This window comes from Maricaulis maris MCS10, assembly GCF_000014745.1.
Taxonomy (GTDB): domain Bacteria; phylum Pseudomonadota; class Alphaproteobacteria; order Caulobacterales; family Maricaulaceae; genus Maricaulis; species Maricaulis maris_A.
In genome coordinates this window covers 1,110,665-1,132,942 of the sequence record NC_008347.1, presented here as the reverse complement: position 1 = coordinate 1,132,942, position 22,278 = coordinate 1,110,665, and the positions used below count along the sequence as shown (strand labels likewise).

General features: G+C 62.9%; 25 protein-coding genes. 16 read left to right on the top strand and 9 right to left on the bottom strand.

Translation table 11 applies throughout. From position 1 onward, the window contains the following. The first annotated feature begins 112 nt into the window (after positions 1-112). The 5 genes from MMAR10_RS05390 (at position 113) to MMAR10_RS05370 (ending at position 4,166) form a co-directional block, all read left to right on the top strand. Positions 113-781, top strand: a complete 669-nt coding sequence (locus MMAR10_RS05390; protein ID WP_041636824.1) for an RDD family protein — start codon at positions 113-115, stop codon at positions 779-781. Positions 782-982: 201 nt separating this feature from the next. Then, positions 983-1,345: an endonuclease domain-containing protein gene (locus MMAR10_RS05385; protein WP_011642977.1), complete on the top strand. Its 363-nt coding sequence runs from the start codon at positions 983-985 to the stop codon at positions 1,343-1,345. Between the two features lie 194 nt (positions 1,346-1,539). Continuing rightward, positions 1,540-2,841, top strand: coding sequence for an adenylosuccinate lyase (purB, locus tag MMAR10_RS05380; RefSeq protein ID WP_011642976.1), 1,302 nt, complete (start codon positions 1,540-1,542; stop codon positions 2,839-2,841). 293 nt (positions 2,842-3,134) lie between these two features. Beyond that, positions 3,135-3,698, top strand: coding sequence for a pyridoxamine 5'-phosphate oxidase family protein (locus MMAR10_RS05375; protein WP_011642975.1), 564 nt, complete (start codon positions 3,135-3,137; stop codon positions 3,696-3,698). Between the two features lie 6 nt (positions 3,699-3,704). Continuing rightward, the gene (locus MMAR10_RS05370; protein ID WP_011642974.1) at positions 3,705-4,166 is read left to right on the top strand and encodes a thioredoxin family protein; all 462 of its coding nucleotides are present in this window, start codon (positions 3,705-3,707) and stop codon (positions 4,164-4,166) included. Positions 4,167-4,239: 73 nt separating this feature from the next. Here MMAR10_RS05370 and MMAR10_RS05365 read toward each other — a convergent pair whose 3' ends face one another. Next, complete coding sequence (locus MMAR10_RS05365) at positions 4,240-4,563, bottom strand: DUF1476 domain-containing protein (RefSeq protein ID WP_011642973.1); 324 nt, start codon at positions 4,561-4,563, stop codon at positions 4,240-4,242. Positions 4,564-4,820: 257 nt separating this feature from the next. Here MMAR10_RS05365 and purC point away from each other — a divergent pair, with 257 nt between their 5' ends. The 3 genes from purC to purQ all read left to right on the top strand — a co-directional run bounded on the left by purC (position 4,821) and on the right by purQ (position 7,090). Beyond that, positions 4,821-5,597: a phosphoribosylaminoimidazolesuccinocarboxamide synthase gene (gene purC / locus MMAR10_RS05360; protein WP_011642972.1), complete on the top strand. Its 777-nt coding sequence runs from the start codon at positions 4,821-4,823 to the stop codon at positions 5,595-5,597. 576 nt (positions 5,598-6,173) lie between these two features. Then, complete coding sequence (purS, locus tag MMAR10_RS05350) at positions 6,174-6,413, top strand: phosphoribosylformylglycinamidine synthase subunit PurS (RefSeq protein WP_011642971.1); 240 nt, start codon at positions 6,174-6,176, stop codon at positions 6,411-6,413. A gap of 14 nt (positions 6,414-6,427) precedes the next feature. After that, complete coding sequence (purQ, locus tag MMAR10_RS05345) at positions 6,428-7,090, top strand: phosphoribosylformylglycinamidine synthase subunit PurQ (protein WP_011642970.1); 663 nt, start codon at positions 6,428-6,430, stop codon at positions 7,088-7,090. Here the strand turns inward: purQ and MMAR10_RS05340 are convergent. Beyond that, the gene (locus MMAR10_RS05340) at positions 7,087-7,545 is read right to left on the bottom strand and encodes a type II toxin-antitoxin system HicB family antitoxin (RefSeq protein WP_011642969.1); all 459 of its coding nucleotides are present in this window, start codon (positions 7,543-7,545) and stop codon (positions 7,087-7,089) included. The genes purQ and MMAR10_RS05340 overlap by 4 nt on opposite strands. Positions 7,546-7,557: 12 nt before the next feature. Beyond that, positions 7,558-7,764: a type II toxin-antitoxin system HicA family toxin gene (locus tag MMAR10_RS05335; RefSeq protein WP_011642968.1), complete on the bottom strand. Its 207-nt coding sequence runs from the start codon at positions 7,762-7,764 to the stop codon at positions 7,558-7,560. A gap of 94 nt (positions 7,765-7,858) precedes the next feature. Between MMAR10_RS05335 and purL the strand changes: the two genes are divergently transcribed. Continuing rightward, the gene (purL, locus tag MMAR10_RS05330) at positions 7,859-10,084 is read left to right on the top strand and encodes a phosphoribosylformylglycinamidine synthase subunit PurL (RefSeq protein WP_011642967.1); all 2,226 of its coding nucleotides are present in this window, start codon (positions 7,859-7,861) and stop codon (positions 10,082-10,084) included. A 12-nt stretch (positions 10,085-10,096) separates the two neighbouring features. On the opposite strand, the gene MMAR10_RS16075 is transcribed toward purL, so the two are convergent. The 3 genes from MMAR10_RS16075 to MMAR10_RS05315 form a co-directional block, all read right to left on the bottom strand. Beyond that, positions 10,097-10,651, bottom strand: a complete 555-nt coding sequence (locus MMAR10_RS16075; protein ID WP_011642966.1) for a PEMT/PEM2 family methyltransferase — start codon at positions 10,649-10,651, stop codon at positions 10,097-10,099. 79 nt (positions 10,652-10,730) lie between these two features. Continuing rightward, on the bottom strand, positions 10,731-11,690 hold the full coding sequence (locus MMAR10_RS05320; protein WP_011642965.1) for a M20/M25/M40 family metallo-hydrolase: 960 nt from the start codon (positions 11,688-11,690) through the stop codon (positions 10,731-10,733). A gap of 78 nt (positions 11,691-11,768) precedes the next feature. Beyond that, the gene (locus MMAR10_RS05315; protein WP_049755664.1) at positions 11,769-12,272 is read right to left on the bottom strand and encodes a YHS domain-containing (seleno)protein; all 504 of its coding nucleotides are present in this window, start codon (positions 12,270-12,272) and stop codon (positions 11,769-11,771) included. 169 nt (positions 12,273-12,441) lie between these two features. On the opposite strand from MMAR10_RS05315, the gene MMAR10_RS05310 reads away from it, so the two are divergent. The 6 genes from MMAR10_RS05310 to MMAR10_RS05285 all read left to right on the top strand — a co-directional run bounded on the left by MMAR10_RS05310 (position 12,442) and on the right by MMAR10_RS05285 (position 17,909). Beyond that, the gene (locus tag MMAR10_RS05310) at positions 12,442-12,675 is read left to right on the top strand and encodes a BolA family protein (RefSeq protein ID WP_011642963.1); all 234 of its coding nucleotides are present in this window, start codon (positions 12,442-12,444) and stop codon (positions 12,673-12,675) included. Further along, positions 12,675-13,502, top strand: coding sequence for an aldo/keto reductase (locus tag MMAR10_RS16070; protein ID WP_011642962.1), 828 nt, complete (start codon positions 12,675-12,677; stop codon positions 13,500-13,502). Before MMAR10_RS05310 ends, MMAR10_RS16070 begins: the two co-directional genes overlap by 1 nt. A gap of 32 nt (positions 13,503-13,534) precedes the next feature. After that, positions 13,535-13,867, top strand: coding sequence for a Grx4 family monothiol glutaredoxin (gene grxD / locus MMAR10_RS05300; RefSeq protein ID WP_011642961.1), 333 nt, complete (start codon positions 13,535-13,537; stop codon positions 13,865-13,867). A gap of 141 nt (positions 13,868-14,008) precedes the next feature. Next, the gene (locus MMAR10_RS05295; RefSeq protein ID WP_011642960.1) at positions 14,009-15,382 is read left to right on the top strand and encodes an alpha,alpha-trehalose-phosphate synthase (UDP-forming); all 1,374 of its coding nucleotides are present in this window, start codon (positions 14,009-14,011) and stop codon (positions 15,380-15,382) included. Next, positions 15,379-16,143: a trehalose-phosphatase gene (gene otsB, locus MMAR10_RS05290; RefSeq protein ID WP_011642959.1), complete on the top strand. Its 765-nt coding sequence runs from the start codon at positions 15,379-15,381 to the stop codon at positions 16,141-16,143. The genes MMAR10_RS05295 and otsB overlap by 4 nt, the downstream gene beginning before the upstream one ends. Beyond that, the gene (locus MMAR10_RS05285) at positions 16,140-17,909 is read left to right on the top strand and encodes a glycoside hydrolase family 15 protein (RefSeq protein WP_011642958.1); all 1,770 of its coding nucleotides are present in this window, start codon (positions 16,140-16,142) and stop codon (positions 17,907-17,909) included. The genes otsB and MMAR10_RS05285 overlap by 4 nt, the downstream gene beginning before the upstream one ends. 44 nt (positions 17,910-17,953) lie before the next feature. On the opposite strand, the gene MMAR10_RS16065 is transcribed toward MMAR10_RS05285, so the two are convergent. The 3 genes from MMAR10_RS16065 to MMAR10_RS05265 all read right to left on the bottom strand — a co-directional run bounded on the left by MMAR10_RS16065 (position 17,954) and on the right by MMAR10_RS05265 (position 21,005). After that, the gene (locus MMAR10_RS16065) at positions 17,954-18,481 is read right to left on the bottom strand and encodes a hypothetical protein (protein WP_011642957.1); all 528 of its coding nucleotides are present in this window, start codon (positions 18,479-18,481) and stop codon (positions 17,954-17,956) included. Positions 18,482-19,064: 583 nt separating this feature from the next. Beyond that, complete coding sequence (rpsD, locus tag MMAR10_RS05270) at positions 19,065-19,682, bottom strand: 30S ribosomal protein S4 (RefSeq protein ID WP_011642956.1); 618 nt, start codon at positions 19,680-19,682, stop codon at positions 19,065-19,067. 456 nt (positions 19,683-20,138) lie between these two features. Next, positions 20,139-21,005, bottom strand: a complete 867-nt coding sequence (locus MMAR10_RS05265; RefSeq protein WP_011642955.1) for a hypothetical protein — start codon at positions 21,003-21,005, stop codon at positions 20,139-20,141. A 157-nt stretch (positions 21,006-21,162) separates the two neighbouring features. On the opposite strand from MMAR10_RS05265, the gene MMAR10_RS05260 reads away from it, so the two are divergent. Then, positions 21,163-22,254, top strand: coding sequence for an amidoligase family protein (locus MMAR10_RS05260; protein WP_011642954.1), 1,092 nt, complete (start codon positions 21,163-21,165; stop codon positions 22,252-22,254). Positions 22,255-22,278 lie beyond the last annotated feature (24 nt).

Here is a 22,278-nt window from a genome sequence, read left to right as displayed (position 1 = left end):
CGCCAAGGGGGGCTTCACACGCCAAGGTGCGCGGATGCGAAGACTAAACGTAAACCGTTACCTCCTAGGCTGGACCATTGTTCTACTCTGGCTCGTTCCGGCCACTCTGGAGATGATCCTCCACGACAGCTGGATTTCGGGCGGAGATGACTGGAGCGACTTTGCGCTGATCCTGCGCGATATGCTGGTGGTGCCGGACACTGTATTTGCCAACATCAATGCCGTGAGCCTGATCGCCCCGATCCTGTTGGTCCTCGTCTGCGAACCGGCGCCACCCGTGCGAACCACACTAAAAGCCATCCTGCCCGAACAACGTTTCCGGGCGGGTGTGGTCGACTATGCCGTCGCCCAAATGGTGATCGCCCTTCCGCTCCAGCTCCTGCTCATGGCCATGAACGCCTACCAGACCGGTCATGCCCTCGACCCGGCATGGCTGGGGCAACCGCGACAATTCCTCGAACCGCTCGGACCGGTGGCCTGGCTTCTCTACACCGGCTGGCACATCGCCCGGCGCAAACAGACGCTGGGCCAGTATGTGAACCGCTACCGCCTGGTCCATCCAGGCCCGCCCCACAGCCCGCGCGAGGTCATCTACCAAATCATCCGCATCATCTTCTTCGCAGTGACCAGCACGGCAGCACGGAGGTTTTCGCGCCATCACCGCGCCATCCTGACCCATACCAAGGCCGAATACGCAGCGCTCGACGAAACCGAGACCCCTGGCTGGTACGCCAGTGCCGGTGTGACAACCGAGGTTCTGGACTACCAGCCCGAGGATTAAACGCAGGAAGCCAAAGCAGCTATCGCTGCGCGCGCCACACCTTTGAGCCTTCTTGCCGGGCGGGGAGAGGCGGCGCGGCTTTCTTCTTCTCCCCGGCTGGGGAGAAGGTGCCCCGGAGGGGCGGATGAGGGGCGATCAAAAACTCTTCGCGCATGACCGGGATCACACCAATACGGCCACCCGAACCGATACTCTCACACCATGCGCCATCCGCACCGAGAGCGGGCCCGACGATTGCGCCGCGAGCAGACACCGGCCGAAGCCCGGCTGTGGGCGCGGCTGCGCGGTCGCAAGCTCCACGGCGCCAAGTTCCGACGGCAAGTCCCTGTCGGCCCTTTCATTGCGGACTTCCTCTGTAAGGATTTGTCGCTCGTGATCGAGGCTGATGGTGGGCAGCATGGCGACCAGGAAGACTATGACGCCCGCCGCACCGCCTGGCTGGAAGCCGAGGGATTTCAGGTCCTTCGCTTCTGGAACCATGACGTTTTGACGGAAATCGACACGGTGATGGAAGTCATTGGCGCAGCCGTGCATTACGCTCAACTAGCGCGACTGGAGTCTTGATGGCGCAGCTATCGCTGCGCGCCCCTCACCTTTGATTCCTCTCCCCGGTCGGGGAGAGGCGGTGCTGCACTTTCTTCTTCTCCCCAGCTGGGGAGAAGGTGGCCCGGAGGGCCGGATGAGGGGCCCACACTTGACCTCTCCGCCATTCCGTCGCATCCCCCGCGCTTCATTCCCACACCGCGCGGAGCCCGCCAATGATCCCCCGCTATACCCGTCCTGAAATGGCTGCCATCTGGTCGGACCAGAACAAGTACAAGATCTGGTATCTGATCGAGGCGCACGCGACGGAGAAGCTGGCGGAATTGGGTGTGGTTCCGCAATCGGCGGTCGATGCCGTGTGGAAGGCCAAGGATGTCGATTTCGATGTCGACCGTATCAATGAGATCGAGGCCGAGGTGAAGCATGATGTCATCGCCTTCCTCACCCATCTGGCCGAGCATGTTGGCGAGGAAAGCCGGTTTGTCCATCAGGGGCTGACCTCGTCGGACGTGCTGGACACCTGCCTCGCGGTGCAGATGAAACAGTCGGCCGATCTTCTGCTCGAAGGCATGGACCGGGTTTTGGCGGCGCTGAAGACGCGCGCCATGGAGCACAAGTTCACCGCCTGCATTGGTCGCTCGCACGGCATCCATGCCGAGCCGACCACGATGGGTCTGAAATTCGCGCGCTTTTATGCCGAGTTCGACCGCAACCGCGCTCGCCTCGTTGCCGCCCGTGACGAGATCGCCACCTGCGCCATTTCCGGCGCCATTGGCACCTTCGCCAATATCGATCCGGCGGTGGAAGAACATGTCGCCGCGCAAATGGGTCTGACGGTCGAACCGGTCTCGACGCAGGTCATCCCGCGCGATCGTCACGCCAATTACTTCGCCGTGCTGGGCCTGATCGCCTCGGCGATCGAGAATATCGCCGTTGAAGTGCGCCATCTGCAGCGCTCGGAAGTGCGTGAGGCGCAGGAATATTTCTCGCCGGGCCAGAAAGGCTCGTCGGCCATGCCGCACAAGCGCAACCCCATCCTGACCGAGAACCTGACCGGCCAGGCCCGCCTCGTGCGCTCGGCGGTGGTGCCGGCGATGGAAAACATCGCGCTGTGGCACGAGCGCGACATCTCGCACTCCTCGGTCGAGCGCGGCATTGGCCCGGACGCCAATGTCCATCTCGACTTTGCCCTGCACCGCACCGCCTCCATGATCGAAAAGCTGATCGTGCATGAGGATCGCTGCCTGGAAAACCTGCAGGCCTATGGCGGCATCCACAATTCCCAGCGTGTGCTGCTGGCCCTGACCCAGGCCGGTGCCTCCCGCGAGGACAGTTATCGCCTGGTCCAGCGCAATGGCATGAAGACCTGGGATGAAGGCGGCATGCTGGTCGATCACCTGAAAGCCGATGAGGGCGTTACCGCCCTGATGAGCGATGCCCAGATCGAAGCCTGTTTCGACGAGGCCTATCACATGAAGCATGTCGACACGATTTTTGGCCGGGTGTTTGGGGCCTGAGGGCCTCGCTACTCCGCCCGCGGGAACTTTGAGAACGCGCGCATCGGCTCGCAACGATCCATACATCGCTTGTCAGCCAGCAGGCCGCATCCGGTTTTCCAGCTCAAGGATGCAACCGCGAAGCGGCGCCTACGGCGCCCTTGACCTGGAAAACCGGATGCGGCGACATCTCGGCAAGCGGTCTATGGACGGGTTCGCGCGCGGCGCGCCGCCGCCGACCAAACCACACAAAACTCCGTGATGTCGCGCACATCCAGCTAGCGAACGGTCCCGCGCCTCCCTACACTCCCCCCATGGCCAAAACTCACCCCCATATCGACGATCGCATCCGCGCCTTCATCGAAAAGCAGAAGATGTTCTTCGTCGCCTCCGCCCCGTCGGGAGACGGCGGCCATGTGAACCTGTCGCCCAAGGGCTATGACAGCTTCCGCATACTGGGACCCAATGAGGTCGCCTATCTCGATCTCGGCGGCTCGGGCATCGAGACGCTGGCCCATGTGCGCCAGAATGGCCGCATCACCTTCATGTTCTGTGCGTTCGAGGGGGCGCCGAACATATTGCGCCTGTATGGCCAGGCCGAAGCTGTCTCGTTTGACGAAGAGGGCTTTGCCGAAAAGCTCGCCCTCTTCCCGGACTTTCCCAAGGCCCGCACCATCTTCACGGCGAAGATCGACCGCATCCAGGACAGTTGCGGCTGGGGCGTGCCCTTTTACGAATTCACCGGCGAGCGCGACCAGCTGGTCCGCGTCAACGCCCACCGTTCGGACAAGGACTGGTCGGCGCGACGCTATGAAAGCAATGCGGTCTCGATCGACGGCATTCCCGGACTGGTCAAACCCGACACAGCGGCGGAGTAGGACATCATGCGCCTGAGCCTCATCCTGATCGGCCTGATGGCCGCCTTCCTGGCCCCCAATTTCTTTCGCGGCGATTGGGACAGTGCCGCAGTGGCCGAAACCACCGAGCCCGAGAGCGAGCCGCGCCTGGTTGCGGCCATGTTCCGCTCGTCCTGGTGTTCGGCCTGCCGCATCATCGAACCGCGGGTGGACGATGTCCGCGAAGACTATGAAACAGCCGCCATCGACTGGGTGAAGTTCGACTTCACCCTGGGCCGCCGCGACAGCCTGCGCGAGATGGCCGAGGCCGAAGGCCTTCTGTCCATCTATGACGAAGCCGCCGGCTCGACCGGCTTCATGCTGCTGATCGACCGCGAGACCGGCCAGGTCTTCGAAATGGTGACGATGGATTATGGCCGGACACAGATCCGCGAGGCGCTGGACCGCTGGCTGCATGTTGTCGAGCGGCTGGAAGCGGAAGGGGTGTGACGGGATTGGCCATAAGACACAAAAAAGCCCCGGCCTGACCGGGGCTTTTTCGTCGTCACCTCGGTGAGGCGGATCAGCCTTCCGAGCGGATCTGCTCGCGCGCCTTGATCAGCAGGTCATCCATCTGCTTGCGCAGGAGGTGGTCGGACAGCTCGACGCCCTTGGCGTCGAAATCGCCGCGCACCTTGCGGAAGACGTCATCATCACCGGCTTCCTCGAAATCGGCGACCACGACGGTCTTGGCATAGGCTTCGGCCTCCTGGCCATCCATGCCCATTTTCTCGGCAGCCCACAGGCCCAGCAGCTTGCAGCGGCGAGCGTTGGCCTTGAACTCGATCTCCTGATCGTGGGCGAACTTGTTCTCGAAGCCTTTTTCGCGATCATTGATGCCCGACATGGGTCTCTCCTTGAGGACGGTCGTTTGGGACGGTTGTGTTGCCACGTTGAGTAGCTTGGCCGCCCGGCCAAATCAATCTTTGCGCTGAAGCTCGCGCAGGGTTCTTGCCGCACCGCGACAAGAGATTGCACCACAGGGCCGCGAGGGATATTTTCGCCATCCGATACGCGGTCCGGTCTTCGATTCGGGCCGCGTCGTGCTTTTTCACGACCGGGTGTCCGCTGGGGGCTTCCGGTTCTGACGCTGGAGCGCTGCTCATGTCCCGTCGCAAGATGATTTACGAAGGCAAGGCCAAGATTCTCTATGAGGGTCCCGAGCCAGGCACCATCGTCCAGTATTTCAAGGACGACGCCACCGCCTTCAACAACCAGAAGAAGGCGACGCTGGAAGGCAAGGGCGTGCTCAATAACCGGATTTCCGAGCACATCATGCTCGGCCTCGGCCGGATCGGCATTCCGACCCATTTCCTCAAGCGCCTGAACATGCGCGAGCAACTCGTGCGCCAGGTCGAGATCATCCCGCTGGAAGTGGTCTGCCGCAATGTTGCTGCCGGCTCGATCAGCACCCGCCTGGGTGTGCCCGAGGGCGATCAATTGCCGCGCTCCATCGTCGAATTCTATTACAAGAAGGACGAGCTGGGCGATCCGATGATCTCGGAAGAGCATATCACCGCCTTCAACTGGGCCACCCATCAGGAGATCGACGACATGATGGCGATGACCCTGAGGGTCAACGACTTCCTGTGCGGCCTGTTCACCGGTGCCGGTATCCGCCTGGTCGACTTCAAGCTGGAATTCGGTCGCCATTATGAAGGCGACATGGTGCGCACGGTCCTCGCCGACGAGATCAGCCCCGACAGCTGCCGCCTGTGGGATCTCGAAACCAACGAAAAAATGGACAAGGACCGCTTCCGCCGCGATATGGGCAATGTCACCGAAGCCTATGCCGAAGTGGCCCGCCGTCTCGGCATCATGAAGGAAAGCGGCCAGGGCGCCGCCAATGGCGATGTCGGCAAGGGCGACGCCGCGAAGTAAGTCCTCGCCCAAACAAGGCGAGGTGGAGTGGGTAACTGACGTCTGATGCAGGAACGCTGCGCGTCTCACCCGATCTGACCCTGCGGGCCAATCCATTTTTCCCGGAGGCGCGCAGCGCCATCCGGGACCAACGGGAGACTCATCATTTGCCGGATGGTGACGTCGGTCCCGGCTCTCCACCCCGCTTTTGCGGGGCTCCGGCCGGGAAAAATGGTGAGGGTGAATTGGGTAAAGTGCGCGCCAGCGCCAACCATCCATTGATGTCTTGCCGGGAGTAAGCCTCAGCCTGTTTTCGAGCTCAAGGGTGGAACCGCGAAGCGGCGCCTGCGGCGCCCTTGACCTCGAAAACTGGCTGAGGCCCGCTGGCTGACAAGACAACAATGCCGCCCTCCTCGCTGCGCTCGGCCCCCTTCGTCCCGCCGCTCGCGCGTCGGGCCACTTCCCCCGCTTTGCGGGGGCAGAAAGAAGGTCTACACACCAACCCTGCTGAATCACCACGCCCAGCGAATTGCGCCAAGGCCGACTCCGCTTTATGCAGGGGCCAAATGTCGTGACCAGCACAAGCGAGTCGAGCCCGTGAAAGCGAAAATCCACGTCTATCTGAAACCCGGCGTTCTGGACCCTCAGGGAGCTGCTGTCGCCGGCGCCCTGCACAATATGGGCTATGCCGAGGTCGAAGCGGTCCGCCAGGGCAAGCTGATCGAGCTGGACCTGACCGGCGATGACGTCGAAGCCGCCCGCAGCCGAGTCGACGAAATGTGCGCCAAACTCCTCTCCAACCCGGTGATCGAGAGCTACTCGATCGAACTGGCGTAGGAGAGGCCGGCATCATGAAATCCGCCGTCATCGTCTTCCCGGGCTCCAATTGTGATCGTGATGCCCACGACGCGATCGAGAAAGTCACGGGTCAAAAACCGGCCATGGTCTGGCACCAGGAGAGCGAATTGCCCGAGGGCACCCAGTTCGTGATGGTGCCGGGCGGGTTTTCCTATGGCGATTATCTGCGCTGCGGCTCGATGGCCTCGCGCTCAAGCATCATGCCGGCGATCGTCGCCCATGCCGCGACCGGTGCGCCGGTCCTGGGCGTGTGCAATGGCTTCCAGATTCTCACCGAGAGCGGCCTTCTGCCGGGCGCGCTGATGCGCAATGCCGGGCTGAAATTCGTCTGCGAGAAAGCCCCGCTCACCGTCGAGAACGCCAATACGCAATTCACCTCGCGCTATGAGGCCGGGGCCCGGCTTCTGATGCCGATCGCCCATCATGACGGCAATTACTTCGCCGATGACGCCACGCTCGACCGGATCGAGGGCGAAGGCCAGGTCGTCTTCCGCTATGGCAAGAACCCGAATGGCTCGGCCCGCGACATCGCCGGCATCACCAATGAGCAGGGCAATGTCATGGGCATGATGCCCCACCCCGAGCGCGCCGTTGACGCCGGCCATGGCGGCACGGACGGGCTGGCGCTGTTTGAGAGCCTGCTGGGGAGCGCTTAACCCCGCCGCATCACCGCCAGCGACGGTGCCGCCGCATACCCGATCGCGCCCAGCGCCTCGACAAAGCTTTTGACACTGGCTCCGCCATTCGGTGCCAGCAGACGCCGGACATGGGTTTCACCCTTGCCGAGCCGGCGGGCGAGCTGACTCTGGGCGCCGCGGCCCGTTGCGGCGACCCAGCGCGCGAGGACCACACGATAGGCCGTGACATGATCAGGGCAGACGAGGTTTTCGCCCGGTTGGCGCGATGACGGGTCCGGCACGGCCTCGCCGCGCCGCAAGCGATCCCGAATCACCAGGTCCAGCGCGTCGCTGGCCTCTGCCAGGGCCTCGCCTTCGTCGGCCCCGTCGGTCGCCAGCTCGGGCAGGTCGCGACACTCGACCCAGCTCCGTCCGTCTTCATCTTTATGCAGCCGGACCGGATAGGCGAAAACCGTGAATTCAGCATTGTCCATGCCTGGCTCCATTCAGAATTTCTCTTTCGGCACAGCAAGATCGCGCAACATCTTGGCCAACAAGCCCTTGCCGATCTCGCCCGACTTGACTGTCGTCGGCCGATTATCGAGGCGAACCAATTGGTGTCCGCCCTTGCCACGCTCCGGGGAAATTGCGAGATCGAGCCCGTTGGCCTTGGCGTAGGCTCTCAGGCGGCGAATAAAGTCCTTGCCGTTCATGGAGCCTTCCTTCGATATAAGGCAGGACGCGGGACAACACAATAATGTGCGCACAAATTTGTGCGCATTTCGATTATCGCCTTGAGGTTGCATCATGACTCAATACTCGGATCAAGTCACTGCCGAGATTGTCAAGGAACACGGTATCAATGACGCCGAATACGCCGTCATTCTGGACCGTCTGGGCCGGGCGCCGAACCTGGTTGAGCTGGGTATTTTCTCGGTCATGTGGTCGGAGCATTGTTCCTACAAGTCCTCGCGCGCCCATCTGGGCCGTCTGCCGACCTCCGGCGAGAAGGTCATCCAGGGGCCGGGCGAGAATGCCGGTGTGATCGATATCGGCGATGGTCAGGCGTGCATCTTCAAGATGGAAAGCCACAACCACCCCTCCTTCATCGAGCCCTATCAGGGTGCGGCGACCGGTGTCGGCGGCATCCTGCGCGATGTTTTCACCATGGGTGCGCGCCCGGTGGCGCTGATGAATGCGCTGCGTTTTGGCGCGCCCGAGCACAAGAAGACCACGCATCTGGTCTCTGGTGTGGTGGCTGGCATTGGCGGTTACGGCAATTGCGTCGGTGTGCCGACCGTCGGCGGTGAGACCAATTTCCACGCCGGCTATAACGGCAATATCCTGGTCAATGCGATGGCGGTCGGCCTCGCGGATGCCGACAATATCTTCTACGCCCGCGGCGCCGAGCCGGGCCAGCCGATCGTCTATGTCGGCTCAAAAACCGGCCGCGACGGCATTCATGGCGCGACCATGGCCTCGGCCGAATTTGATGATGCCTCCGAGGAAAAGCGTCCCACCGTCCAGGTTGGTGACCCCTTCACCGAGAAAAAGCTGATCGAGGCCTGCCTCGAGCTGATGGCCACCGACGCCATCGCCGCCATCCAGGACATGGGGGCTGCCGGCCTCACCTCCTCCTCGGTCGAAATGGCCGACAAGGGCGGGATCGGCATTGCGCTGGACATGGACAAGGTGCCCCAGCGCGAAACCAATATGACGACCTATGAGATGATGCTCTCGGAAAGCCAGGAGCGCATGCTGGTCATCATGAAGCCGGGCCGCGAGGACGTCGCCTACGAGATCTTCAAGAAGTGGGAACTCGATGTCGCCGTGATCGGCGAGACCACGGATACCGGCCGCATGGTGCTCACCCACAAGGGCGAGACCGTGTGCGATATCCCGGTCGCGCCGCTGGCCGATGACGCCCCGAAATATGAGCGCCCCTATTTCGCCCCGGAAGTGCGCGCCCAGCTCAATGCCAAGGACGTGGCCCAGCCCTCCCATATGGGCGAGGTGCTGCTCAAACTGATGTCGAGCCCCGACATGGCCTCCAAGGCATGGATCTGGAAACAGTATGACCGCCATGTCATGGCCGACACGGCAGCGTCCTCGGAAGACCCGTCAGATGCCGCCATCGTCCGCGTGCACGGCACCAGGAAGGCGCTGGCCATCACCACCGATTGCACGCCGCGCTATTGTTTCGCCAACCCGTTCGAGGGCGGCAAGCAGGCCGTCGCCGAAGCCTGGCGCAACCTGACCGCCACCGGTGCCGACCCGATCGCGATTACCGATTGCCTGAATTTCGGCAATCCCGAGCGTGAAGAGATCATGGGCCAGTTCGTCGGCTGTATCGACGGCATGGCCGAGGCCTGCACCAAGCTCGACTTCCCGGTCGTGTCCGGCAATGTCAGCCTCTATAACGAGACCAATGGTGTCGCCATTCCGCCGACGCCGGCGATCGGCGGGGTCGGCCTGATCCCGGACATGGACCAGCGCGCCCATTTCGGCGGCATGCGCGAAGGCGATATCCTGATCGTGGTCGGCGAGACCGAAGGCAGCCTGGGCGCCTCGGTCTATCTCAAGGTCATTGAAGGCCGCGAAGATGGCGGCGCGCCGCTGGTCGATCTCGATGTCGAGAAAGCCAATGGCGATTTCGTCCGCGGGCAGATCCGCTCCGGTCGCATCTCGGCCTGTCACGACCTCTCCGACGGCGGCCTCGCCTGCGCCGCAGCCGACATGGCGCTGGCCTCCAACATGGGCATCAAGCTGGCCCATGAAGGCCCGGTACCGATGCACGGCTATCTCTTCGGTGAGGACCAGGGACGTTATCTCCTGGCCGCCGCCAAGGAAGACGCCATCGCCATCCTGCAGGACGCCAAGGCGGACGGCGTTCCCGTCCATGTGGTCGGCCTCGCCGGTGGCACGGCTGTGACCGTCAATGGTGCCCACCCGCTGGAGCTGGATCGCCTGCGCGCGGCCTGGGAAGGCTGGATGCCCGGCCTGATGGATCAATTGGTCGAAGCAGCGGAATAAGTCCGCCCCTGGCTACAGATAGCGCCGGATCCGTGCACGGTAATCGGCATAGGCTGCTGCGAAGACACGGTCCAAGTGCGGCTCTTCCACGCGCGTGATGAAGACGTGGATGATCAGCGCAAACAGGGCCGAGCTTGTCAGCGCCAGGATGGACCCGGCGGCCGCGGCAGCGCCGAAGAACATGGCGGCATAGCCGACATATTGCGGGTTGCGGGAAAACCGGTAGATGCCGCCTTCAATCAAGCGATCCTCCAGCAAGCCATAAACGCGCTTCTGGGAGCCGTAAGCGATCCGGCCGGCTGCAATCACCCCAGCACCGGCGACGAGCAACAGGCCGCCTGCAGCTAGGCTCACGGCCGTGACCGGCCAGAGACTTCCCCGATCGACAATGGCCAAGGCAAGTGTGGCCAAGGCCTGCCCATGCATCACGACCCCTGACCAGCTGGCTGTGGCGGGTGTCCATTTACCCTGCCTTTCAAACTCCCGCCGGGCCCGGATCATGAAGGGGATGGCGAGGATGGCGTTGAACAGGATGTAGACGCAGAGCACGATTGCGAGCAGTGACATGAGTGAAGACTTTCCGACCAGATCCAATACCTGCCGGAAAGCCTAATCTCTCTAGCCACTAGAGCTTCAAGCGTTTTCTTTACCGCCCCGAAGCCTCGCCGATCATGTCCAGCTGTGCGTCCGACTGACGGGCGAAATCCGCGATCGCCTCGCTGGCGTCCTGGAAGAAGTCCAGCGTCATGTTCTCATAGGTGTCGGTCGGCTGGTGATAGTGCGGGTGGAAGTCGACGCCCAGATAGATGAAGGGAATGCCGGCGGCGTGGAAGGCTCCGCTATCGGTCAGATTGGTCCAGTCGCCACCTGGCTCTTCGGTCGGCTCGTCATAGCCCATCGGCATGGAGACGGTGGCGCGAGAGGCCACGTCTTCGACGATCGGCGTCAGATAGGGATAGTGATACGTCCCGACAGCCCACAGGATGCGGTCCGTCGACATGGCAACCATGTCCATGTTGAGATTGAAGGTGATGTTCTCGACCGGGATGGGCGGGGCAGCGACAAAGGCCCGCGCGCCCTGGAGGCCGTTTTCCTCGGCATCGACAAAGGCAAAAATGACGTCGTGCTCGGGCGGCTCCGCCATGAACATTTCGGCGACGGCGAGAACAGAGGCGACGCCGGAGGCATTGTCATCGGCACCATTCCAGATCTGCTCGCCACGCATGCCCTCATGATCAAAATGGGCAGACACGACCATGGTGCGGGCGCTGTCGCTGACACCCTCAATCCGGGCGAGGATATTGGTCCCGTCGACCTTGTCGCGGGTCCGCGGCATTTCGAAACTGAAACCGTGCTCATAGCTGTCGCCGACCGGCTCGACACCCATGGCTTCAAGCCGGTCGATGATGTAGGCGCGCGCCCGGGCATTGCCGTCAGTACCGACCGCCCGGCCCTCCATGTCATCGGCCGCCAGAACGCTCAGATCGCTGAGCAATTGCTCGCGGTTCAAAGACCAGTCGCCGCTCTCCCCGTCTGGCTGGATGGCCACGCAGGCGGTTGAAAACAGGCTCAAGGAAAGGATGGAAGAAGCCAGAATGGCGCGCATGGAATATCCCCGGTTTGATCAGACAGCCGGGAGTCTGCCACGCTGGAACATCGCACCCCACAAAAATATCCGTAATGATCAGAACCAGCCGCCGGGCCGGGCAGCCGGTTCCGGCTCAAGGTCCGGCCAGTTGGCCTCGGATTGTTCAAGATAGCCGGGAATGTCCTGCTCCCACCGCGTCTGGATCGAGGGCGAGAAGTTCATGTACAGCACGCCGTCCACCACTCTGTAGGCCAGGGGGTCGGTACGGACCTTGCGGTCATTGGCCAGCGCATAGGCGCAATGACCGTCATAAGCCGGCGCATAGCGAACCGGATTGGCAACAAACAGGTCACGATTGGCCTCGGTCGCGAAATACCATCTCACCGCGTTATACTCGGCCGTGATCGTGTCGAGCCCTTGCAGGGGCTGGTCGCCGGTGTGGTAGCTGACCACATCATAGCCACCGACAGGCCGGTCATCACGGTCAAGATACTGGTCCCCGGCCTCGGCACGACTGGCGAAGCCAAGGGTCACCAGGAGGAGACCGGCGAAGACCCGGGCGGGCCAGAGGCGGGTTTTGGCAGCGAAGATGGCGGTCATGGTCTTTTCCCTTGCAGCGGTCACGACTAGCTTGGCGCACATATGGGCTGCGGTGGTGCGGCGCGATAGTGCACGGGACGACACATCCGGTCACGCTGTCGCTGGCCGGTCGTGAGTGAATGTGAAGCCGCCACAGCCTGCCCGCCCGACTGGAAGCCGAGGATCCGCCATGCCCATGCCCGCCGACGACATCATCGCCCTCATCAAGGCCGGAATCCCGGACGCTGACATCACCATGACCGACCTCGCTGGTGACAATGATCACTGGCAGGCCTTGGTGGTCTCCGAAAGTTTTCGCGGCAAGCTGCGCGTCGCCCAGCACCAGATGGTCTATGCGGCACTCGGCGACAAGATGGGCGGGGAGTTGCACGCGCTCGCGCTGGAAACACGGACACCCGATTGATGATCGAGGCTGACGCCTTCTCGCGCCTGGGGTTCGGCGTCACCGGTCCGCATGCCGGTCTGGGGGCCAGCCGGAAAGCCACCTCGCGGCTGATCCATCAAGCTGTCGATCTGGGCGTGACCCTGTTCGATACCGGCCCGGCCTATGGCAATGGCGAAGCCGAGCAACGCCTCGGCACAGCCTTGAAACAGCTGCCTCGCAACAAGGCCTTCGTCGCCACCAAGGCAGGTATTCATTCAGGCGGGCGGCGCGACTTTTCCGCCGGCGCTGTGGAGATGTCGCTGCGGGATTCGCTCAAGCGCCTGCAGCGTGACCATGTCGATCTGCTGCTTTTGCACGGGCCGGCACCGGATGAGATGACGGACAAGCTGATCCGCCGGCTCCAGGCCTTCACCGAACGCGGCATGATCCGCCATATCGGCGTGTGCGGTCGCGGTGACGAGCTGGACCGCGCGATCGAGCTGGGCGTGTTCGACGCGCTCATGGCGCCGGTCAATGACAGCCTGTCCGAAGATGAACGCCAGCGCCTGACCCGGGCCCGTGCCAATGGCCTGTCGGTCATCGGCATCGAGACCATGGCCGGAACAGCCCGGCCGGCAGGCGCACCCCGCTCTCGCAGCGACCTGTGGTATCTTGCCCGCCAGATCAGGCGGCGACTGCGCGGCGATGCGACTGCGTCGGCCGGCATGCCAGCCGCGGCCGGCCTGGCCTGGTCCTTGTCCCAACCCTTTGCCGACAGCGTCATCTGCCTGACCACACGCTCGGCCCACCTCACCGCGAACGCCGAACTGGTGGGCGCTCTTGAAGCGGGTGCAACGACGTCTTAGCTATCGATCAGGATCATTCGAGGAGTTCCGCCATGTCCGCCACTGCCCATGACAGCATCAAGTCGACCATCGACGGCAATGAGGTCGTGCTTTTCATGAAAGGCACACCGGTCTTCCCGCAATGCGGTTTCTCCTCTGTGGTAGCGCGCGTGCTGGACCATCTCCAGGTCAATTTCGAAAGCGTCAATGTACTGGAGGATGATGGTATCCGTCAGGGCATCAAGGAATTCTCGAACTGGCCGACCATTCCCCAACTCTATGTGAAGGGCGAGTTTGTCGGCGGCTGCGACATCATCAAGGAAATGTTCGAGACCGGTGAGCTGCAGGCCTATTTCAAGGACAAGGGCGTCCTCGCCGACGCGTGATCTCCGCCCCTGCACCTGTCCGTTTCGAGGCATTCAGGCTCGTCAAACGGGCAATTTCAGCCAGCTGACCGGCGAGCCCGACCACCGCCTTGCCCACCCGGCATGCCCCATGGGACACCCACCCTGTAGCTAGGAGTGGTGATGGGCCGTCTGATCGCGATCTCGAATCGAACCGCCGCCGACCCGAAGGCCCGCGCCGGCGGCCTCGCGGTCGCGGTATGGGAATCCCTCAAGGCGACCGGCGGATGCTGGTTCGGCTGGAGCGGCGAACTGGTCGACGAGATCCCGCGGGGCACCAGCGTCTATCGCGATGAGGGTGTCGAGTTCGTCCTGACCGACCTCACCCATGACGAACATGAAAGCTATTACCTGACCTACGCCAACCGGGTGATCTGGCCGGTCTTCCATTATCGGCTCGACCTGGCCAGCTTCGACAGCGAAGCCTTCAAGGTCTATTCCGCGGTCAATCAACGCCTGGCCAACATGGTCGCTGACCGTCTCGTTCCCACCGACACTGTGTGGGTGCACGATTATCATTTTCTGTTGATGGGCGACGCCCTGCGTCATGCAGGCTGGGAAGGGCCGACCGGTTTTTTCCTGCATATTCCCTTTCCGCCGCCGGAAATGTTCAGCGCCATTCCGGAACACCACTGGATTGCGCGGGCCCTGTGCGCCTACAGCGTGATCGGCTTCCAGTCCGAACGTGATCGGGCCAATTTCGAGCGCTACCTGGTCGATCAGTGCGGTGGCGAAGCGCATGAGGATGGTCGCATAAGCGTTTTCGGCACCACAACCCGCATCGCGGCCTATCCGATCGGGATTGATCCGGCCGGGTTCGTCGAAGCGGCACACTCGCCGGTCGCCGACCGGGCCGCCGAACGCATCAGCCGCTTCCTGGGCGGACGCGAGCTGGTGGTCGGTGTCGACCGGATGGACTATTCCAAGGGGCTGCCGCAACGCTTTGAGGCGGTCGGACAGTTTTTCGACGATCATCCCGATCTGCATGGCAAGGTCTCGGTGACCCAGATCGCACCGCCATCCCGGTCGAAGGTCGAGGAATATCAGGAGCTGCGACTGGAACTCGACCAGCTGGCCGGACGGATCAATGGCGATCATGGCGATCTGGACTGGATCCCGCTGCGCTATCTCGCCCGGTCCTATTCCCGCGAGGAACTGGCCGGCCTGTTCCGGATTGCCCGGGTCGGACTGGTCACCCCCTTGCGGGACGGCATGAACCTGGTCGCCAAGGAATTCGTCATGGCCCAGGATGAAAGCGATCCGGGCGTGCTGGTCCTGTCGCAATTCGCCGGTGCGGCCGAGCAGATGCAAGAAGCCCTGATCGTCAATCCGCATGATCGCCACAAGGTGGCCGACGCCATCCATCAGGCTCTGACCATGCCGCTGGAAGAACGCCAGACGCGGTGGCGCAAGTTGCGCGACATTGTGGTCAAGCAGGACATCGCCTGGTGGCGCAATAACTTCCTGCGGGATCTCGAGCCCGCCATTCCGGCATGATTGGCCTGCCCACCCATCCCCGGTCGAGGTCCGCACAGTCGCACCCGACTCCCGAAGCGCTTGATCCGCGCCGGGATGCACTTTTCCTCGATTTCGACGGCACACTGGCGCCGCTGCAGGACGACCCGGACACGGTTCAACTGCCACACGGAGGCGCGGCCCTGCTGGAGCGGCTTGCGGTGGCGCTGGGCGGTGCCCTGGCCATTGTCAGCGGCCGTGACATCCGAGACCTCGATCGCCGCACGCCCGGTGCCCTGTGGCGCGCAGGCGGGCATGGCTGCGATGTCTGCGCGCCGGGGCGCCATCCCGTGGCTTACGCCGCGTCAGCACCGGACGCGCTGTTTCGCGCGGTCACCGCCCTCGTGACCGCCGCGCCGGGAAGCCGGCTGGAAAGCAAGGGCCGTGTCCTGGCCATCCATTATCGCGCTGCACCGGCGGCCGAAGGCCAACTTGCCGAGGGCCTGGCGGGCCTGGTCGCCGACCATCCCGGCTATCATCTTCAATCCGGCAAGATGGTGTTCGAGCTCAAGCCCGAGACCGCCAGCAAGGCGCGCGCCGTGGAACGCCTGATGAGGCTGCCACCCTTTGCCGGACGGCGACCGGTGATGATCGGCGATGACGCCACAGATGAAGACGGCATGCGCGCCGCAATCGGTCTTGGCGGCCACGCCATCAAGGTCGGCCCCGGTGACAGCCTGGCCGCGACCCGATTGAACGATCCCGCCCACGTCTGGACCTGGCTGGAGGCAAGCACCCCATGACCTCACTGGAACTCGGCATCATCGGCAATGGCACCATTGCCGGCCTGATCAACGCATCCGCTGGCCTGACCTGGCTGTGCCTGCCACGACTGGACGGGGAACCGGTCTTCAATACGCTGGTCGGCGGGAGCGGCGAGTTTTCCGTCCGGCTGGCTGGCCAGACCAGTGCCCGTCAACGCTATGTCCGCAATACGGCGGTGATCGAGACCGAGCTGGAAGCCGATGACGGCTCGGCTGTGCTGATCACCGATTTCGCACCGCGTTTCATGGACAAGGGCCGCATGTTCCGGCCGGCCTCCACCGTGCGCCTGATCAAGCCCTTGCGCGGCATGCCACGCCTCTCCGTGACCCTTGCCGCCGCCTGCAACAAGGGCTCTGCCGCCATGCCGTCCAGGCGCGGCGTGTCCCATGTCAGCTTTATCGACGAGACCGCCGGTTTTCGCATCACCACCGATGCGCCGTTGTCCTATGTCATGGATGGGCGGGATTTTGTGCTCGATCACGAGATCGCCTTCGTGCTGGGTCCCGATGAGAGCCTGTCCGACGCGGTCGGATCAATGGCCAAGGACTGGTACGAGCGCACCTGTGCCCACTGGCAGGACTGGTCGCGCCGTCTGGCCACCCCGCCGGAATGGCAGGAGGCGGTCATCCGGGCCGCCATCACACTCAAGCTTTGTGTCTACGAGGAGACCGGCGGGATCGTGGCAGCGCTGACGACCTCGATCCCCGAACATGCCGGCAGCGAACGCAATTGGGACTATCGCTTCTGCTGGCTTCGCGACGCCTATTTCACGGTCACGGCTCTCAACCGCCTCTCCGCCGTGGGTACGCTGGAGGGCTATATGGCCTTCCTTCGCAATACGGTGGCGCTGACCAAGGGCGGGCATATCCAGCCGGTCTTCGGGATCGCGCTGGAGACCGACCTGACCGAGACAATTGCCGGCAATCTGCCCGGCTATCGCGGCATGGGCCCGGTGCGCTTCGGCAACCAGGCCGCCGAACACATCCAGCACGATGTCTATGGCCATGTAATCCTGGGCGCCTCCCAGGCCTTCTTTGACGACCGCCTGCAATCAAAGGCCGGCCGGCTGGAGTTCGAGCATTTCGAAGTCGTCGGCGAGCGCGCCTATGCCGTCTACAACACACCGGATGCCGGGATCTGGGAGTATCGCGGACGCGCCGACATACATACCTCCTCCGCCATCATGTGCTGGGCCGCCTGTGACCGTCTGGCCCGCATCGCCAACACGCTGGACCTGGAAGACCGGCATGCCTACTGGTCCGTCCGCGCCGACGAGATCCGCGAAACCGTTCTGCGCGAAGCCTGGAACGAGGCGCGCCAGGCCTTCACCGGTGCCTTTGGCGGTGAGGCCCTTGATGCCTCCGTACTGCTGATGGCCGAGATCGGTTTCATCGCGCCGGATGATCCGCGCTTTGTGGCCACGGTCGAGCGGGTCGATGAGGAATTACGGGACGGCTATCACGTCTATCGCTACCGGGTCGCTGATGATTTCGGCAAGCCGAAGACCGCCTTCACCGCCTGCACCTTCTGGCATATCGACGCGCTGGCCCGGATCGGCCGGCTGGACGATGCCCGCGCCATGTTCGAGGACGTGCTCGCGCACCGGACGAAGCTGGGCATCCTGTCGGAGGATATCGACACGGCGACCGGTGAATTATGGGGCAATTTCCCGCAGACCTATTCCATGGTCGGCATCATCAATGCCGCCTCACGTCTCAGCCTGAGCTGGGATGCGGTGGTCTGAGCCCCAGACCTTGCAACGCCCCAGACCTTGCAACGCAGGGGCTGCTAGCGCCGCGAGGCCAGGCTGGTGCGGTTTTCATTCCAGTCCCAGGGCCGCTCGGTATCGATCGGGTTGAGCAGGATGACCTGTCCACCGATCGGCACACCCAATTCCTCAAAGCCGAAGCCCAGCTGGACACCCCAGGGTGTCGGCGCGGTGCATCGGTCTTCGACCTGGCGGGTGAGATGCACCGTGTAGATGTCGTCGTGATACTGTTCGACATTGACCAGATAGTCGGCGCGCGAGGTGCAGCCATTGGTGTCGGCATGGACGATCAGGATATCATCCTCGATCACCCGCCAATAAATGACCGGCTCGGCTTCAGGATCGACAGCCGGCGCCTGGCGATAAGTGCCGGGAATGCGCATGTCGGCGATGTTGATGGTCGGCAGTGACGGCATGGCCGGCATGGGCGGCAGGCTGGGCAGGAAGCGGCTGCTCGCCTCTTGCTGCGATTCCCCGCTGGTCGCACAAGCCGAAAGAGATACAGCCAGTCCCACACTGGCTACAATGCCTCGCCAAAACACACGCATACTCGCCCCCAAAACAATTCCCCAAACATGCCCGGCCCTGCTCGTTTGCCCCCGCAGGACAGGACAGTTCGGGTATCCAAGCAGGGTTTCACAATTGATCAAGCCTAGACTCGTGACAGGCGAGCCGGGCACCGCAATTGCTCGATTGTGACGCAGGCTCGCTTCACTTCGCACCGGTGCCGTTTTCCGTACGGGCGGCACAGTCTGCTTGGCCCGCGACGCGGCGACCATGCCGGAAACGGTCAGGCCGGGGCGTGCCCCTTCCACCAGCGGCCACACCCGAGCCGGACCCGATGATCGAACCCGTCTTCCTTTTCGGTCCCATCATCGCCTTGGGCATTTTAATCATCCAGCGCCCGGCGCGTTTCCGGGCACCCATCCTTTTGCTCGTCCCCGCGGTTGGCATGATGTTCGGCGAAGACGGGCCAAGTCGCTCGCATTCGGCGCGCTGGCTTGGCGCTGACAGGGACGTCGAAGCGTAACCGGACGGCCCGGAAAGCGACCGACAGGAACAAGAACTGGCACGAAAAAGGCCGCCCCGGTTGTCCGGAGCGGCCTCTTTGTTGGGTCGATTTTCGTCCTCTTACGAGGAGTAGAATTCGATGACCAGGTTCGGTTCCATCTGCACCGCGTACGGCACTTCAGAGAATTCCGGCATGCGCACGAAGGTGGCCTTCATCGCCTTGGCATCGAGATCGATGTATTCCGGCAGGTCACGTTCCGGGCTGTCCAGGGCTTCCAGGACCAGAGCCATCGAGCGCGAACGCTCGCGGACTTCGATCACATCGCCCGGCTTGCAGCGGTAGGACGGGATGTTGACCTTGATGCCGTTGACCTTGACGTGGCCGTGATTGACGAACTGGCGCGATGCGAAAACCGTCGGCACGAACTTGCAGCGGTAGACGATGGCGTCGAGGCGGCTCTCGAGGAGACCGATCAGCAGCTCGGCGGTGTTACCCTTACGGCGCGAAGCTTCGTCATAGGTACGACGGAACTGCTTCTCGGTGATGTTGCCGTAATAGCCCTTCAGCTTCTGCTTCGCCATGAGCTGAAGACCGAAATCGGACATCTTGGTCTTGCGGCGCTGACCGTGTTGGCCGGGGCCATAGGAGCGCGAATTGACCGGAGACTTCGGACGGCCCCACAGGTTTTCACCCATGCGGCGGTCAATTTTGTATTTCTGCGAATGACGCTTTGACATGTTCTCTCTATTCGATGCGGCCCGGCGCGCCTTCCCTCAAAGGCGTGCGATCTAAACGGCGGTTCTCGCATCGTCCCGTTGGTGTTGAACGAAGTCCGGTGACCCGACAGGGCCCCGGCGAGGGAAGCGCGGGTTTTACCTGTGTGGACAGGGAAGTCAATGGCGGGAGCGCGGCGGTCGCGGCGTGTATGCAGCGGCGGGATTGCCCGCCGCGTCGCGGGCCGCCGAGGAGACGCTGAAAATCTGATACCACACGGGTGTGACTACACCTGCCAAACCATTGTTCTCTTGCCGAGATTCAGCCTTTCGGGATGTCTTCAGTCAAGGGTGGAACCGCGACGCGGCGGCTTTGCCGCCCTTGACTGAAGACATCCCGGAAGGCGCACTGGCTGACAAGAGATCAATGCCTCTTCCCGCGCAACGCGCCGCAATGAACGGCAGAGACCCTGCTCGCCGCTAGCCCCGCGCGAGCACGCTGCCCAGTCGGTTGCGGAATCCGCGATTGCCCCATTCCGACGTGTAGGCGGTCGCCTTTGACTTGGCTTCGCCGACCGAGACGCCCCAGAAATCAGCCAGGGTCAGGGCATCATCGAACTCCAGCCCGGTATCAACCCAGCTGCACTGGACGGACGCTGCAGTCGAGGCAATGTCCACATCGATGAGATCCGTGATCCCACCGGCAATCTTCTGACCGATCACCGTCTTGGCAGAGCCAACATCCGTGCCCCAGACATGGGCCACCTTGAGCGCGTCGCAATAGCCGTAATCGCTGTCGAAAAACATCCTCTGATAGGCGCCGTCGTTTGCGGACGGATTTTGCGGATGGGCCGGATTGAGGACGTGCGCCATTGTGCGCATGAAACCCTTATGGCCGAGATCGCTGGCGATATCGCCGGCCTTCGCCTTGGCTTCGCCGGGGCTGCGACCCCAGTAATTGGCCAGGGCCACGGCCTGGTCCCAATCAAGACCCAACTCGCCCCAGTCACAGGCGACGCGGCCTGACGTCGAGGCGATGTCGGTATCAACGAGATCGGTCAGGCCGTTGGCAATCTTGCCACCGATTATGGCCTTGGCGCTGAACGTGTCCGTATTCCACACATCGGCGACCTTGCGGGCATCGCAATAGCCGTACTCGCTGGCAAAGTAGAGATCGAGATGGGCGCGATTTTGCTGTGTGAAGGCAAAGCCGGAGGAGGATGCGGCGAGGATGGCGGACATGTCCGCTTCCGGCAGCACGATTTGAGCGCTGACCCCTTCGGCCTGGGCCGACGCTCCGACAGCTGAGACCAGAGCCAGCGCACTCATGACCGTTATGTTCGACATTTCATTCCCCCCGGATTTCAATTGCTTCCACCCATAGCCGCGTTGGACAGGCCCGGCAATCAGAATGAGGCATGACCTGCCATTGCCGACTCCCGCGAGGGCCGGTTCACTGCCAGATTGCACCCACAAACTCAGGCCCGGCAGCGCGGAGACAGACATGACCGGCTCGACACAGCGTCGCCCCTGGAAACAGGGTTTCGAGATCGAGCTGATGGCCCCGCAGGGCCTCAGCCGACGCGACCTGGCCGAGCGGATAGCCCAGCGGGTGGGCGGCCGTGTGAAGACCGTTTTCTATCCCCAGTCCGAACCCAGCCTCGTGCCCGGCATGCCGGTGTTTGAAAACCTGGTGCTGGGCTACGAGGCTTTGGATGCCGCTGGCGAACGGGTCGCGCTGTGCGTTGATGACCTCACCCTGCGCGACGGCCTCAACCCGCTGGCAGCACCCTTGCCCGGCTGGATGCGGATCCTGAGCGATGATGCTCGCCTGCTGGCGCTCGTGACCGAGCATTGCGACCCCGATGCAGACCTCGCCAATGTGCTGGCCCCTGTCGCCGCCCTCTTCGGCACCGAGCTTGATCATGCCGAGGGCGGCATCGCCAAAGTCGTGGACCGCGCAGCCCGCTCCATCGCCATGGTCGCCCCGCTGCCCGGCGAGCGCGAACGCCCCTGCGAGATCATCACCCCGCCCTATGAGGCTGACCCTGAGACAGCCCTGACCGCCCTGTTGGCCGACGCGGCAGCCCTCGGCTTCACCGTGCCGAAGGAAGCGGCTGTGCATATCCATTTCGACGCCGGTCCGCTGTGCGACGCGAGCATCGTGTCACGACTGGTGGAGACGCTTCACCGAAACGGCGTTCATCTGCGCGATCTGGTCGGCACCAATCCGGCCTGCGTCCGTCTGGGACCGATCGCGGACGAGATTGTGAAGCGGGTCCGCAGCGAGGCCTTCCGGTCCGCCGATTGGGACAAGGCCCGCCAAATGCTGGTCGACACCAAACCGACCAAATACGCCGACTTCAACTTCCTCAACATCGCTCACGCCCTGCCCGGAAAACACACCGTCGAGGCACGCATCTTTCCCGGCTCGATGGACGCAGCAGAAATCCTGCGCAATGCACGTTTGATGGAAGCGATTCTGGTCCGGGCTATGGACGGGGACGCAGCTCAAAGCGATACAGACCTGATCGCGTCACTGGAGCTTTCATCCACCGACCGGGCTTTTTGGACCGCACGCATGATCAAAGGCTGAGCCCGCCGCAATCGGCAGGCCCGT